Source organism: Flavobacterium sp., from assembly GCF_044373165.1.
GTDB lineage: Bacteria > Bacteroidota > Bacteroidia > Flavobacteriales > Flavobacteriaceae > Flavobacterium.
Map to the genome: position 1 here is coordinate 1 of NZ_JBILQL010000021.1, position 15576 is coordinate 15576.

13 protein-coding genes and 3 tRNA genes are annotated in these 15576 nt (G+C 36.0%); 1 reads left to right on the forward strand and 15 read right to left on the reverse strand.

Going from position 1 to position 15576, the window contains the following annotated elements; all coding sequences use genetic code 11:
* Positions 1-106: 106 nt before the first annotated feature.
* From ACIQ32_RS04680 to ACIQ32_RS04725, 10 genes are all read right to left on the reverse strand, one after another.
* A tRNA-Thr gene (locus ACIQ32_RS04680) sits at positions 107-178 on the reverse strand.
* 183 nt (positions 179-361) lie between these two features.
* Positions 362-443, reverse strand: a tRNA-Tyr gene (locus tag ACIQ32_RS04685).
* A gap of 32 nt (positions 444-475) precedes the next feature.
* A tRNA-Thr gene (locus ACIQ32_RS04690) sits at positions 476-549 on the reverse strand.
* 88 nt (positions 550-637) lie between these two features.
* On the reverse strand, positions 638-940 hold the full coding sequence (gene hpf / locus ACIQ32_RS04695; RefSeq protein WP_396194534.1) for a ribosome hibernation-promoting factor, HPF/YfiA family: 303 nt from the start codon (positions 938-940) through the stop codon (positions 638-640).
* Positions 941-972: 32 nt separating this feature from the next.
* Positions 973-1869, reverse strand: coding sequence for a tyrosine-type recombinase/integrase (locus ACIQ32_RS04700; RefSeq protein WP_396194535.1), 897 nt, complete (start codon positions 1867-1869; stop codon positions 973-975).
* A gap of 69 nt (positions 1870-1938) precedes the next feature.
* Positions 1939-2133, reverse strand: a complete 195-nt coding sequence (gene rpsU, locus ACIQ32_RS04705) for a 30S ribosomal protein S21 (protein ID WP_290875143.1) — start codon at positions 2131-2133, stop codon at positions 1939-1941.
* Positions 2134-2311: 178 nt separating this feature from the next.
* The gene (locus ACIQ32_RS04710) at positions 2312-3481 is read right to left on the reverse strand and encodes an acyl-CoA dehydrogenase family protein (protein ID WP_396194536.1); all 1170 of its coding nucleotides are present in this window, start codon (positions 3479-3481) and stop codon (positions 2312-2314) included.
* Positions 3482-3513: 32 nt separating this feature from the next.
* Entirely contained in the window at positions 3514-4395 is an 882-nt protein-coding gene (locus ACIQ32_RS04715) for a ComEA family DNA-binding protein (RefSeq protein ID WP_396194537.1), read from the reverse strand.
* Positions 4396-4398: 3 nt separating this feature from the next.
* On the reverse strand, positions 4399-4626 hold the full coding sequence (locus ACIQ32_RS04720) for a PspC domain-containing protein (protein WP_396194538.1): 228 nt from the start codon (positions 4624-4626) through the stop codon (positions 4399-4401).
* 3 nt (positions 4627-4629) lie between these two features.
* A complete protein-coding gene (locus ACIQ32_RS04725) occupies positions 4630-5898 on the reverse strand; it encodes a DUF2851 family protein (protein ID WP_396194539.1) in 1269 nt (422 codons plus the stop codon).
* A gap of 56 nt (positions 5899-5954) precedes the next feature.
* Here ACIQ32_RS04725 and ACIQ32_RS04730 point away from each other — a divergent pair, with 56 nt between their 5' ends.
* A complete protein-coding gene (locus ACIQ32_RS04730) occupies positions 5955-7607 on the forward strand; it encodes a PNGase F N-terminal domain-containing protein (protein ID WP_396194540.1) in 1653 nt (550 codons plus the stop codon).
* Between the two features lie 53 nt (positions 7608-7660).
* Here ACIQ32_RS04730 and ACIQ32_RS04735 read toward each other — a convergent pair whose 3' ends face one another.
* The 5 genes from ACIQ32_RS04735 to ACIQ32_RS04755 form a co-directional block, all read right to left on the reverse strand.
* Positions 7661-9022 carry a pyridoxal-phosphate dependent enzyme gene (locus ACIQ32_RS04735; RefSeq protein WP_396194541.1) on the reverse strand — a complete coding sequence of 454 codons (1362 nt, stop codon included), beginning with the start codon at positions 9020-9022 and terminating at the stop codon, positions 7661-7663.
* A 190-nt stretch (positions 9023-9212) separates the two neighbouring features.
* On the reverse strand, positions 9213-11180 hold the full coding sequence (locus ACIQ32_RS04740) for a putative porin (protein WP_396194542.1): 1968 nt from the start codon (positions 11178-11180) through the stop codon (positions 9213-9215).
* A 96-nt stretch (positions 11181-11276) separates the two neighbouring features.
* Complete coding sequence (locus tag ACIQ32_RS04745; RefSeq protein ID WP_396194543.1) at positions 11277-13166, reverse strand: S8 family serine peptidase; 1890 nt, start codon at positions 13164-13166, stop codon at positions 11277-11279.
* Positions 13167-13319: 153 nt separating this feature from the next.
* Positions 13320-14081, reverse strand: coding sequence for a hypothetical protein (locus ACIQ32_RS04750; protein ID WP_396194544.1), 762 nt, complete (start codon positions 14079-14081; stop codon positions 13320-13322).
* Positions 14082-14092: 11 nt separating this feature from the next.
* The gene (locus ACIQ32_RS04755) at positions 14093-15571 is read right to left on the reverse strand and encodes a RagB/SusD family nutrient uptake outer membrane protein (protein WP_396194545.1); all 1479 of its coding nucleotides are present in this window, start codon (positions 15569-15571) and stop codon (positions 14093-14095) included.
* Positions 15572-15576: the final 5 nt, after the last annotated feature.

The window sequence follows — 15576 nt, forward strand, 5'->3', positions numbered from 1 at the left end:
AGTACCTATATTTAAGTGTGGTTTCGAACGATTAAAATTTTCTTTTGCCATTTTACTTAATTTTTAATCTTAGTTTATATATTAGTGTTCAAATTTTACAATATTGAGCCAACTACGGGATTTGAACCCGTGACCTCTTCCTTACCAAGGAAGCACTCTACCCCTGAGCTAAGTCGGCTTGTGCCTAGTTCAGAAGTTAGACTTTAGAATTCAGAAATTTCCAAACCCTTATCTCTAAACTCCAACCTGTTGGATTATCACACTTTTCAGGCGACAATCTTGATAAGACATTGCCTTATCTAAAATTTTGAAATTAATTTACTCGAAAGTAAACTTTCGGATATTTTTTTCAAAAAGTTTGTGGGGAGAGCAGGATTCGAACCTGCGAAGATGTAATCAGCGGATTTACAGTCCGCCCTCGTTGGCCGCTTGAGTATCTCCCCTAACCTTTTTATTTTCAATCTATTAAGAACAGAGCCGATGGAGGGACTCGAACCCACGACCTGCTGATTACAAATCAGCTGCTCTAGCCAACTGAGCTACACCGGCAACAATAAAAAAAGTCCGCTATTTCTAACGGACTGCAAATGTAGGCATTTTATCTTTTAATCAAAACATTTTTGAAAAAATTTTCATGTTATGTATGGGCTCTGATTTTTTCTTTTCTTTTGACCAATAATCTTTCTAAAGATTCTGAGGACAATTCGATGGCTTCCTCAAAAGTTTTACATTGCTTTTTCACCATAAAATCATCTCCGGGAACATGAATTTTTACTTCTACCGTTTTATTTTCTTTCTCACTAGTGTTGTCAACCTTCAAAAAAACATCTGAAGAAACGACTTTGTCGTAGAATTTTTCAAGTTTACCTAATCTTTCATTGATAAAATCAACCAGCTTTCTGTCGACAGTAAAGTTTACTGCATGAACATTTACCTTCATAATTACATTTTTATTGATTAAACATTGCAGCACTATTTATTATTTCTAGGATGTGCACTACCATAAACTTTTTTGAGCTCAGCTAAACTGCTGTGTGTATAAACTTGGGTAGAAGCCAAACTAGAATGTCCTAATAGTTCTTTAACTGCATTAATATCTGCCCCGTTATTTAAGAGGTGAGTTGCAAAGGTATGTCTTAATATGTGCGGACTCTTTTTTACCTTCTCGGAGACATTACTAAAGTAATAATTTATTAATCGATAAACAAACGAATCGTTTAATTTAACGCCTTTTAACAGTAGAAAAAAATAGTCTTGATCGATAACCCTTTGTAAACATGCTCTTTCCTTTAAATAGACTACGACTTGATTTTGTATTATCGGTAAAAGAGGAATAATTCTCTCCTTATTTCTTTTGCCCAAAACCTTTAAAGTCCCGTTTGACAAATCAATGTTGTGACATTTCAAATTGATTAACTCAGCCCTACGAATTCCTGTAGTGTAAAACATATCAACTATTAATTTATCTCGAACTCCTTCAAAGTCATCGGAATAAACAATTTGATTCAAAACCAAATCTAATTCCTTTTCAGAGAATGGAATTTGTAACTTTTTAGGACTTTTTAGGGCTTTATGTTTTAAAAACGGACTGACATCAATTTGTTTGGTCTTCAGCAAAAACTTGTAAAATGATTTCAAGGAAGAAATCTTTCTATTAATTGATGAATTGGAAATCCCATCGTCTGATAATGAAACAATCCAGGAACGGATTTGATTGTAGTTTACCTTGATTAAATTATCGTCTTCAAAAGCATGCTGCAAAAAGACTTGAAAAAAACCAAGATCATTTAAATAAGCCGTCACAGTATGCAAAGAATATTTCTTCTCCAACAACAAGTAATCCCGAAACTTATTTTTGATATTTTCCATAAAAAAACCGCGAGTACCAAAGTTAACAAACTTTAATCACTCGCGGTAATATCTTTGGGTTGAATTTAACTATCCTTCCAAATTGTCTCTCAATGTTTGAATGTAAGCAGCTTTTTGAATTTGCGCTCTTCTCACTACTGATGGCTTAGTAAACGCCTGACGCGCTCTAAGTTGTCTTACAGTTCCGGTTTTATCGAATTTTCTCTTGTAGCGCTTTAATGCTCTATCAATGTTTTCTCCGTCTTTAATTGGTATAATCAACATAATTTAGACACCTCCTCTCATTTAGTGGGTGCAAAAGTAATAATAAATATGACTTTTCAAAGAAAAAAGAACAAAGAATATAGAAAATAGACTTTAACGACTTTCAATAAAAAAAGCCAAGCATAATTTCTTGACTCTTTTTTCTATTCTCTTTTTTCTAAATTATTCTTCCCAAGGATTACTTCACCGCCGGCTGGTAGTTCTTATTGTCAATTATCATTTTAGACAAAATTTCTCTTAAAATCTCAGATGTTCCTCCGCCAATCGGACCTAAACGACTATCTCTTAACAGTCGGGCCAACGGATACTCTTCCATATAACCGTAACCACCTAACATTTGCAAACAGCTGTAAATGACTTCATCGGCTACTTTAGTCGATTTTAATTTGGCCATAGTCGCTTCTTTAACAACATACTCACCTTTATTCAATCGGGCTACAGCCGCATAATTGAAAATTTTACAGTGTTCCACCTCAGTAGCATTATCAACCATCGCATGACGCAAGGCTTGGAATTTATCAATCGTTTTACCAAAGGCTTCTCGCTGCGACATGTATTGCAGTGTATATTCAATAGCATATTCCGCACGAGCATGGGCGTTAATTGCCATTATCAATCTTTCCAAAGCAAAATGTTGCATGATATAAGGAAAACCTTTGCCTGCCTCGCCCATCAAATTTTCAGCCGGAACTTCAACATTATCAAAAGAAATCTCCGCAGTGTCTGAAGCTCTCCAACCCAATTTATCTAACTTAGTAGCCGTTATCCCTTTGGTAGCGGTATCTACCAAAAACATACTAATCCCTTTATTACCTAATTCCGGACTGGTTTTAGCCGCTACTACGTAATAATCCGCATAAACCCCATTAGTGATAAAGGTTTTGGATCCGTTGATTACATACTTGTCTCCTTTCTTCGTGGCTGTTGTTCTCATTCCAGCCACATCACTACCTCCAAAAGGTTCTGTTAAACACAAAGCCCCAATTTTATCTCCTGCTATACTCGGCGCTAAATAGTCTTGCTTGATTCTTTCGTCTCCTTCGGCATTTAAATGCGTCATGGCCAAATAAGCATGTGCCCACATCGCCGCTGCAAAACCGGAGGATTTTATTTTTTGCAATTCTTCTAAAAACACTACCGTGTAAAACAAATCCAAATTCATTCCGCCATAAGCTTCAGGGTAAGCCAATCCGAAAAAGCCCATATCGCCAAACTTCTTCCAAATGAAGCGCTCGATAGTACCGGTCTTTTCCCATTTTTCAATGTGTGGCACAACTTCTTTATGCAAAAAATCTTGCAAACTCTTTCTGAACAATTCGTGTTCTTCTGTAAAATAGGTTGAATTCATATAAATAAGGCTACTTTTTTTAAGCTATTTTTTTAGAATTCCAAATATAAGGCAATTATTTTTATTTTATCGACAGGAAATCCTTTAATTTTTGACAAATCCTCAGTTTTGATGTCGCCATTCATACTGCGGAAAATTACTATTTCTTTAGCCAAACTGTATTTGAAAAAAGGAAACTGCGATAACTCTTTGACTGAAGCGTTATTAATATTTATTTTTTGGATTCCTAATGTCGATTTTACTTCAAAGCTTTGGTTGAGTTTAGCAATAACTTCGGATGACAAACCCCAAATGTCATTCATTTGTTCCATCGAAACAAAAGCACCCAACTTGTTTTTTTGATCTAAAATTCTATCTGAAATCTTATCCCCGATGCCATATACTTTCATCAAATCTTCCTTTGAGGCCTGATTGATATCGAGTACAACTATCTTGTCAGCCTTAGCAACAGTGGTTTTGAATGGTGCAGTAATGTATTGCTTCTTATTGTTAACCCAATCAGGAAACTTGAAATATGGAGAAATCACTTTCAGCAGGGAATCCGACACTTGGGTCACGGCCTGAAATTCAGCCGCCGAATTGACAAACTTATTTTGTTTACGATAAGCCAATAATCGGTCAATTTCTGCAACAGACATACCGAGTTTGTAACCTTTAAAATCGCTGATAAAGTTGGGATTAAATGGATAAATCGCTGGTTTATAATTCTTATTTTGAAGTTTAATACTATCGATTAAGACTTGATTGGCCAACCATTTCCCTTGCTCTTCATTATTAATGTTTTCAGATTTGAAATCAGAAAAGCGATAAAAGCCCTGACCAACGACAATAATTCCAAAGAGCAAAATAATACCAATTCGTTGGCTTTTCGAATAAGACAAAATCGATTTTACTATGGAATTATCATTAATCATATTCTATAAATCAAACACAGAAGTTCTTTTGCCTCGAATCAAATCTTTTAACTTAATCCAAAAAGCCAATGTCAAATAAACGCCAAACCACAATCCGGCGGTGACAAAAGTGATGTAAATAAAAAACAATCGTACATTCGAAGCGCGCATTCCCAGTCTGTCGGCTAAGCGAGAAGACACATGAAAACCATGTTTTTCGAAGAAATATTTGAGTTGGATGATGGGTGACATTGTTTAGGATTTTAATAGTTGGACTCCAAGGTCGCATTGTAAACATTTTTGCTGATTACAATAACTGTTTTTCAATTGCAATAGCGATTGGGTTTCAAAGGCACTCTTGGACGGTATGCCAAAATTAGCAAACTTTTCAATGACAATATTCTTTTCGGGTGCTATAGTTTCCATTAGTTGCAAAAGCAATTCCGATATTTCTTTGCCTTGACTTTTAGCATAAGCAAATTGAAAAGGAACTATCGTATTAATCACCAACAAATCAATAAAGGATTTTGAGAATTGCTTTTTCTTCTTCGGGCTTTCTTTGTCAAACTGGTAATGGCTTTCCCAATAAGGTGAAACGCCAACATAAAAAAGCTTATAAAAATCAGCCAAGGAAGTCGTACTTGTTATTTTGGAAAATAAATTTTGCTGTTTGTGGTATAACATGGCCAATTGCGCCAAGCGTATCGTTGGAAAATTATCAGGACGGTGTTTGAAAAATTGCACCGGTTCTATAATGGTTTGCTGCAAACGATATTTATGATTTAGATAAGCAAACCGATTTTGCAACTCTTTACCATAAGTATCCTCGGCTTCCAAAGGCAACAAATCGGCTTTGCCCATTAATAAGGCTTCCAAATTCTCTACTTCAAAACCTTCCTTTCTAATGATGCAAAAAGGAATAGACTTGGCCACTTTCAAAAAGATTTCACCATTGGTATTGAGTCCGAAGCTTTTAGCCAAGCTGAAGAATAAAACTGCTTCCCAATCGTTGTTGGTCTCCAGTAAAAGTGCTTCAATCGGCATGGCTTTAGTCTCTAATCTTTCAAAAAACAATCGCTCTTGCCAATGCTTAAAAACAAAACCGTCAATTGATGCAATTTGATTTTGACAATAAATCCATGATTTCGGGGATGTTAATGATAAATATTGATTCAAAACTTGTGGTGCCACATAGGGACTGAGTTTCAAAGTCGGAATTTCTGAATTGTTGTTTCTGAAAATAGGAGCATCATGTTCCCAAACCACATGTAGAATTACAGTATCATATTGGTTGTCGACTTCATGTTGGTGCAAATACCAGTCGGAAGACTTCAAATGGATTTCGACATTGCCGGCCCATTTTTGATTGCCGATAATAATTTGCGCGTTAAAAAAGTCAGGTCCGGATTGTTTTAGAAACTGTCCGGAATTGACAATAGTAACCGCTTCTCCTGAAACTGTGGTTAGGTTGGAAAAATCAAACTTCTTATATTGCCATACATAATGAAGGAAATCCTCTTTCACGACGTTAAATTTTCATCTAAAGTAAGAATTTTACTTTATAATTAAAAATATTTGTAATGAAAAATTTACTTTTATGTTTTTTACTGCTAATTTCAGGAAATAGTGTTTCTCAGAATTACAAAATCACTTATTTAAAAAGTTCTAACGGAAACTTAATTGAAAATCAGGATCCGATTTGGGTTATTGCCTCTGAGAGTCAAACCATAGTCACATCACAAAATATTTTCACAAAAAAGACTCCGTTCCCTTATGAGCAAACCATTATTGACAGAAATACCAATTCGTTTAGTCAAATGGCCTTTTTAAACAACGATAATATTATCAGCACCAAAGACAGTACTGCTTTGGCAAAGCAAACTTTTGAGTATTTAAATGACACTAAGAAAATACTAGGCTATAATTGTAAGAAAGCGAAAACCATAGTAAATTCAAATACTATTGAATTTTGGTATACCGAAGCGTTGAATGTAAAAGGTTCACCGGTGCTGTTGGGCCAGAACTTGGGTTTAGTATTGGAAATGGTTCGCAATGGTAACTTTGTGATTACGGCTACTAAAGCAGAAAAAACAAACCATCTAATAGTTCCCATTGAAACACCAAAAAAGCAAGTAGACGGCCTGACTTACAAAGATTTGCTATGGAAAAGCAGGTTCACTACGATACCTGTTTTCAAAGACCAAATCATCAATTTTTCGGAGGCTTCAAAATCGAATGACAGCATTGTAAGATTTGCAAATGGTACTATTGCCGTGCGCAAAGTTAAATTCCCTGAAATCAAAAACGGGAGTCAAATTTTTGCAGATATTACAGAACAGTCGAACGGCGATGCTTACGACAGAACCGGTTCTTTCTTTCTGATTCCTACTGATAAAGAATTGTCATTTTTAAATGGTCTGCAAAACGGCGTTAAGACCTTGCCTATTTACACTAACGGAAACGGTAAAGAATACCAAGGCGTTGTTAGTACCGAAAACTATAATCCTTTGGTGGAAATGATGCGTTTCTTTACGCCTTTTGGCGTAAAACAATACAACTATTTGGAATTGAAAAATAAAACTTGGGCCGACAATGTTTTGTACCGTCAAGACATTTCTGATTTGAGCAGTTTGTTGAGCGGCAAAGAAGTTTGGATAGGCATCAACATTGGCAACTATGACAAAGGCGGTCATAAAGTTTCTGCCAACATCACCATTCATACCGAAGAAGGCACTAATGCCAAACCAACACAAATTGTCCCATTATTTTGCACCAATAATATTATGGAAATGGCCGGTCAAGAATACGGTACCATGTTCAACAATGACAAAGGTTTGGAAGTTACTTTTACCTTAAACAAACCCATGAAGAATTGTAAACTTCGATACATCACTACAGGTCATGGCGGTTGGGAAAACGGTGACGAATTTGTACCCAAAAAGAATTCGATTTTTTTAGACGGAAAAGAAGCTTTCAGTTTTACGCCTTGGCGACAAGATTGCGGTTCGTATCGCTTGTCTAATCCGGCTTCAGGAAATTTTCCGAACGGATTATCTTCTTCGGATTACAGTCGGTCTAATTGGTGTCCGGGAACGGTTACCAATCCTATTTTTATTGATTTAGGAAATTTAGAAGCCGGAAGTCACACCTTGCAGGTAAAAATTCCGCAAGGTTTACCCGAAGGCGGTAGCTTCAGTGCATGGAATATTTCGGGCGTTTTGATTGGAGAATAATAAGAGAAAAGGGATAAGACTTTTACTTTTGCCTTATCCCTTTTGCCTAATGCCTATTTTATAGAACTGATAATATCGTGTTTGGTGATAATATGGTGTTTGCCATTTCCTAAATCCACCAACACCGCTTGGTTGTCTTTGTTGATTAACTTGGAAATCTCCTCTACCGGTGCGTTGGCATTAACAATAGGATAAGGTTTACCCATAATTTCTTTGATAGGTTTATCAGCTATATTTTTATCTTCTACGTAGCTTCTGAACAAATCAGTTTCGTCTATGCTGCCCACAAAACCTGTAGTGTCGATAACCGGAATTTGAGAGATCTTGTATTTTTTTAAACGTTCGATAGCGTGTGACACCAATTCTTCGGTACGCACTATGACCAATGGTTTGTCTTTGTGGTCTTTAATCACATCTTCTGCTTTGGTAATTTCTTCGTCAAGGAAACCTCTTTCTCTCATCCAATCATCGTTGAACATTTTCCCAACGTAACGGCTTCCGCTGTCGTGAAACAAAACCACTACTACATCATCCGGTTTGAAATGCTCTTTTAATTGGTGCAAACCTTTGACACAAGCACCGGCAGAATTCCCCACAAAAATTCCTTCTTCTAAAGCTATTTTACGGGTATAAACCGCGGCGTCTTTATCGGTTACTTTGGTAAATCCGTCGATAACTGAGAAGTCGACATTTTGGGGTAAAATATCTTCCCCGATGCCTTCAGTGATATAAGAATAGATTTCGTTTTCGTCGAAGATTCCGGTTTCGTGGTATTTTTTGAAGACCGAACCATAAGTATCGATTCCCCAAACTTTGACGTTCGGGTTTTTTTCTTTTAAATATTTTCCGATGCCGGAAATGGTTCCACCGGTTCCTACGCCTACTACAAAATGGGTTACTTTACCATCGGTTTGTTCCCAAATTTCGGGACCGGTTTGTTGGTAATGGGCCAAAGCATTGCTTGGATTGTCATATTGGTTTACGTACCAAGAGTTGGGAATTTCGGTGCTTAATCTTTTAGAAACCGAATAGTATGATCGCGGATCGGTAGGTTCTACATCGGTTGGACAAACTATTACTTTGGCTCCAACGGCGCGTAGGATATCCATTTTTTCTTTGGATTGTTTGTCGGTGATGACAAAAATACACTTGTAACCTTTTACAATAGCTGCTAAGGCTAATCCCATACCGGTGTTGCCTGAAGTCCCTTCGATGATGGTTCCGCCGGGTTTTAATCGGCCGTCGGCTTCGGCATCTTCTACCATTTTGAGAGCCATGCGGTCTTTGGTAGAATTGCCCGGATTGAAGGTTTCTACTTTGGCTAAGACCAAGGCATCGATACCTTCTACCACTTTATTTAATTTTACTAAGGGCGTGTTGCCTATAGTTCCTAGTATGTTTTCTGCGTAGTTCATTTTTAAGAGAATAGAATATAGAGTAAAGAAAATAGATTGATAATTATTAAGCAAATGTAGTGCTATTTCGAACGTTTACAAAAACTCAAATGGTTTATCCTTTTAACCCTGACTGGAGAAGTTACCGTGTAACTCGGAAGGCAGGAATTGCGTTAGCCGATAAAGCCCGAAACTTTCGTTCCTGAAAAATTTACTGGAAGAAGTTCCACACTAAACCAAATCTGATTATAAAATCGCGGTAGGGATAATTGGGCGCTGTATAGAATGTATTGCCGGTCATTCGAGAGTTTAGGTGTTCGACTTTTAAGAAAATGCGGGTTTGACGGATACGGGCATTGACAAAGAAATCGACCATAGGAAACTCACCGATTTCACGGGTATTTTGAACAAAGGCTTCGGCCAAGACCGGATTATAATCGTTGGCGTAATATTTTGTAAAGTAGTTAAAGGTAAAACCGGTTTGCAGGTAGAGTGCTTTTTTGAAAAAATAATCGGTGAAGTACAAGCTGTTTCTGGTGACAATTTGAGGAACGTTTAGCACCTCATCTTCTTGATCAACTTGTTGGTAAAGCACCGTGTTATCGAGCGCTAGTTTCCACCATTTGAATTCGCGGCTCACCTTTACTGATAAGTAATTGATGGTTTTATCGTATTGTTTAGGTGTGATAATTTGCTGTTGTGGATTAGTGGCATCGTTGCTGAAAAATAAGTAATCATTTAGAGAACTGATTTGCAAAGCTGCGGTAAACCATTGGGTTTTGGCGTTTACTTCGAGGTTGTTGATTTTTTCATTTTTGAAATCGTTGAACCAATTGAATCCGATAAAACTGCTTTGGTGTAAGTTGTATAAATGATCAGGGATTTTATTGAGCATTTGGTATTGGAACTGCAGCTCATTTTTAGTGTTGATTTGGTATTTGAGTTGGGCGTTGAAATTGGTCAGTGATTGGTTGGAGAGCGAATTGGAATAAGTAAAAACACCGTTCCATTTATTTTTTCGGTATTCATATTGACCTCCGACTATATTAATTTCATCACTCAATGAACCCGGAACTATACCGGAATCCAAGATAAGCACTTTATCATAAAAATAATTGAATCTGTAATCTTCGGCGAAGAATTGGAATTTTCCCAAAAGTGCATTTTCATAAACGGCACCGACTTTATTGTGCATGCGATTGTATCGGCTTTGGTCGTTGATACCGCCGGCGACATAAGCTTCTCCGAAACGAAGGATTTGAGTATTCCCAACTGTTGAAGCCAACGTTTGTTGGTTGTATTCATAAAACTTATTTTCGTAGGTGAATTGGTGCGTTAAGTATAGGTTGTTGTTCCCTTTTTTACCATTGATTCTAAAGTTATGGTCGAGGAAGAAGCGTTTTCCTTTCATAAAGGATTTGGCATCTCTAAGGTAAACTTCGAGTCGGGCTCTGTTTTGAAAAGCTGCGTCTTCGCTTTCAAAATCTTCCAGAGAAGTGATTCCGCCGTTTTCCCCGTTAAGGAAATCTTGACCGGTGAAATGAAAATTAAGATAATACCTTTTATTGAGTGTGTTATAGCTTGAAGTAAATCGGAAATTACCGGTACTAGACAATTGGTTGATGTATCTACCCAAAGAACGCAATCCTTTAAAAGCGACTGACATATTGAATCGTTCAGAAGTATTCACAGTAATTAAAGCATCAACAGATTGTCCTTGTTCCATAACGGTTTTGAAATACAATTCGGTTACGGGTGTGGCTACTGAGTAGTAATTGATGTCATCAATTTGAAGATAATTGAAGTGTTTCCCGGAATGACCTAATTCGGGAAATGAGGCAAATTTTTTAAGTCCGTAATCTAAAACTGTATAAGTTTGGCCTTCATTGGCAAAGGGCAATAATCCGAAGATATCCTTGCGCAAATAATTGTATTCATACTCTTTTTTTATGGTAAGAGATGTGTCGACATAGGTGGTGTCTTTTTGAAGTGTAATGATTCTGTAATAATCATAAGGAGCTTTCTTGATCACTTTAGCATTAACAGAGTCTGCTTTGGTATCACTTCTTTGTCCGGGTTCGGTTTTTTTATCATTTTTACTTACCTTTTCACTTCTCCTTACTTGGGAAGAAACGGATTGTAATGAAAGTAAAAAAAGTATAAATAAAAGATATCTCATCTTAATAATTTTCGAGACAAAAGTACACAAAACAATTTGTAATAAAATCATAAAAAAACCACCCTAAAGGTGGTTTTAATATAAACTGAATAAATTTTATTTTTTAACGAATTTTTTTGTCAATGGATTATTATCGGTATTGAAAGTTATAAAATAAATTCCGGAGGATAAATTTGAAATATCGATTTGGTTAGAAGACAAATTAGTGTCTTTTATCAATATTCTTTTTCCGGAAACATCGTTAATTACAATATTATTAACAATAACGTCATCCGGATAAGAGTAGTTTAACAGCTCATTTGCAGGATTCGGATATAAATTAATTGCATTAAGCTGAAATTCATTTGTATCTAAATTTGATAAATTATCCCCACTGATAATCAAACTAAATCTTTGACCTGCAGCAGATAGTATACCTTTATGGGTTACTGTTATTGTGTATAAGCCTGAAGCATTTTCTAAATCAACTCTCTCAAAAATATCGACATTATTTGTTCCCACTTTTGTAGCTGCATTATAAGGAAAATTTTTATCTAAGCTCCAAGGGTAAAACACTTCTTGGTTTTTAGTAATCTTCAAATCAAGATCATTAACCAAATAGGAAACATTAGGGTCAATAACTCCGTTGTTGAAAGATGTAGGAGCGGGATCTGTCCAACAAATAGACACCCTGACATTAGAAGGATTGGCAACAGGAAAAGTTCTGGTAAAAGTATTATTATTGCTTAATAGCAATTCATCAATAACTGCCGAACCATTTGTTTTTGAAGTAATCAAATTAGCAGCAGCAACGTTATCAACAAGACCCCAACCAAATTCATAATCAGGTCCATTAAACAATCCGGCTTCTTTAGCAGTATGCATTACAAGACCTTTAAGAGTAGATGATCTCATAAAATTAGAATTCAAATTATTATAATGCTGTTGTAGCAAAATACAACTTCCTGCTACAGCCGGCGAAGCCATTGATGTACCTTGGTAGGTATCATAAGACGAGTCATTTGTACCAGACACACTTGAAAAAACTGAAACTCCTTTGGCTACAACCTCAGGCTTAATTCTGCCATCATCGGTTGGTCCCCAACTACTAAAACTAGACATCATCACACTACTAGGATCGATGTAATTTGTAACCGTAGAAACAGCGCCAACGGTTAAACTGTTTTTTGCATTATTTTGGCCTCTAATTAAATCATAACCAAATTTATTTAAATTTTGATTAGAAAGAATGGTGGAAGCATTGCTGTTTCTATCATTTCCTGCAGAAACAACAGGAAGATAGAAAGGGGCTGCAGCAGTAATATTGTCCATTTGTTGAGCCCTTGAGTCATAGGCTCCAAAAACCCAAGTATTCAAATTAGATCCTTGCCAGTAAGAGTGATTTGAAACCAACAAACCACCTGAAGCTTCTAGAGACATTTCGGCGTAATCGTTACTCCAATCAAAAGATCTACCATTAGCTTGGAAAGCAATACCTCTGGCATTGGTATTTACACCTCCGGCTAAAATAGTTCCTATTACGTGAGTTCCATGGTTAGAATAATCGGTAAAATCAAAATTACTAACCCTTGAATTGTTAAATTCCACATGTGTTTCTTTTGCAGGCCCACTATCCCAAACCCCAACATTCATACCTTGACCTTGCAAATTCAGACCCAAAACACCTCCGTTATAGAGTTGGTTAGCACCAATTGTTATGGCAGAAGTACGGTTAGTGGTTTCGGCATATGACACATTACCCAGTTCATCAACGTCATAGATTTCCTTTTCAACGCCATCAACTATAATTTTTTTAGAGATAAAATTTGTTTGTAAATACTTATTGATTCTTTCTTGTCGCAATTTATGCTCTAACAAAAACTGTTCTCTGAGTTCAGTAAGTTTGGAGACATCAGATGCTTGAACTATCTTTTCTTTTTCAGCACTATTTTGGCTATAGATAGAGCCTGACAATGATAATAATATTAGAGGAAGTAAAATTTTCATTTTTTTAATAATCTAAATGTTCTATAGGTATTAAAGTTAGTCAAAAAATACACAAAATAAATTATATTAAGATAAAAATAATATTTGTTGAATCTCAAACTAACAAAAAAATGCCTCTTGAAACAAGAGGCATTTAAGTTGATACAATAGAAATTAATTAATTGTAAAAGTATAGGTTGGTGTTTGAAAACCATAATCACCACCACCTGAAACTAAAGTAGTACCATCAGTTAATCTTAATGTAAATGTACCATTGCTAGGGAAAGATAAACCATCACCATAAGAATCGGTCATTACAAAAGAATAGGTACCCGGAGACAAACAAAATTGCTCTGCATGAGTAGGTTGTCCATCTGTATAAGTACCGGCAGTTGCAGAAGCAACAACACCTGAACCATCAGAAAGAGTCCAACCTGTTTCGCTACCATAACCATCAAAGGTAATGTTAAAATTAACTCTAGTACCAGCACAAGCACGTTGTATCGAAACAATGTGATTACTTCTGTTAGGAAGAGAATATAATTCTGAATCGAAAACAAGTACTAAACTTACGGATCCAATTGCAGGCAAACTAGCAAAGTCACCAGAATTGATTCTTACTCTTGCAGTAGTACTACCGGCAGGAATAACAGCAGTAGACAAATCAACAGAATATTGATTTTGAGCTGCAGTTGTAAAAGAACTAACTTGTACATCAATGGTTCTATCAACATTAGAAACCGTAGTAGAGCTTACTAAAACTTCTATAAATGATGGAGCCGTTGGACTAACTTCAAGTAATGATGTACTACTATTAAATAATACTGCTTCTTGAGGACCACTAAATGACTTGTAGTTTTCATCACCACCACTACAACTAACTAGTAGTGCTATGGCAGACAAAAAGCTAAATAATGATAAACTTAATTTTTTCATAATTTTTTTTTTTAATAACCTGGGTTTTGTTGAATAGTTACATTACCCGCAACTTCTGCTTGTGGAATAGGCAGGGTAAAGCGGTGATCGGTTAGAGGCAAAGTTAAAGGAAGATTTTGTATTGCATCATCAGTAATGTTTCTATCAATACCTTGAACACCACCTAATGATGCTAACCTTTTAATATCAATATATCTATGCCCCTCAAAAGCCAGCTCTTTTCTTCTTTCTAATAAAATGTCAGCCCAAGCAGCTTGTGCAGTAGCATAAGCAGGTGTAGTTTGACCAGTACCTCTAGCTTGACGAATAGATTGAACTCTAGCAGCAGCAGCAGCTAAATTTTGAGTAGTACCACCAACTTCACATTCAGCTATGATAAGAACCATTTCTGAAGCTCTATACATTTTTAAATCATTTCTCAATGGTTGAGCAGCTTTACCAGGATACTTATCTATAGCTAAGATATCATTCTCGATATAGTTAATATCACTTAAATAACCACTATTTACTGCAGAAGTAGGATCAATCCAAGAAGTAAATCTTATATCATTTGCATTTTGGGCATACAAGTTGTAAAGATTTCTACCCATGTCATGAAAAGCACCACCTGTAGCAGTAGTAGTATTAAAATACCAAGTACCGGCAATATTAGACCAAGTACCTCCTGAAGGACGTGATGCAGCAAAAATAATTTCACCTTGACCAGAATCTCTCCACATAGCAGCATATTGAGTGGCATTAGTTAATAGTGGTCTACCTGTTAAAGCTTGAGTAGCATAAGTTTTAGCTAAATCATAATTTTTACGATATAAATAAAATCTAGCTCTAATTGCATTCACAAGATTTCTAGTAACAAATCTATAGTCAGTAGCTGCTGATAAATTATTTTCAGCAAATAACAAATCTTGCTCTATATAATCATAAATAACACTGTTAGCAACTCTTAACCTAGGCTCAACAATTAATGGATCATAAACCTCATCAGATAAAACAACACCAAGAGCATTTGGATCTGAAACGTCTGTAGAATAAAATGCTAATAACTGTAGGTAAGCATGAGCTCTAAGTGTTCTTGCCTCAGCAAGAATGGCATTCTTTTGAGCCTCTTCTGCAGGAGTTGCCGGAGTCACTAAGTCAGAAAACTCAATTAATCTGTTAACTCTATTAATAAGAGTATATTGAGTATTCCATAAAGTTGCAACAAACCCTGTAGTTGGATTTAATTGAAATCTATGCTCTTCAAGATTTTGACCTCCGTTGTCCGGACCAATCCCAACTTCATCAGTAAACACAGAAGTAAAAGCAATTTCTGTAGAGTTATTAACCCTAGAGTAAACATCACCATTTAAGTAACTTCTTAAATTGGCTACTGTTTTAAAAGCTCCTTCAGGATATAATTCACCTTCTTGAACTATATCTAATGCGTCATTACAAGAGGTTGTAAGCGCAGCTGAAAACGCAATAAATAAAAGATATTTAATTTTTTTCATAATTT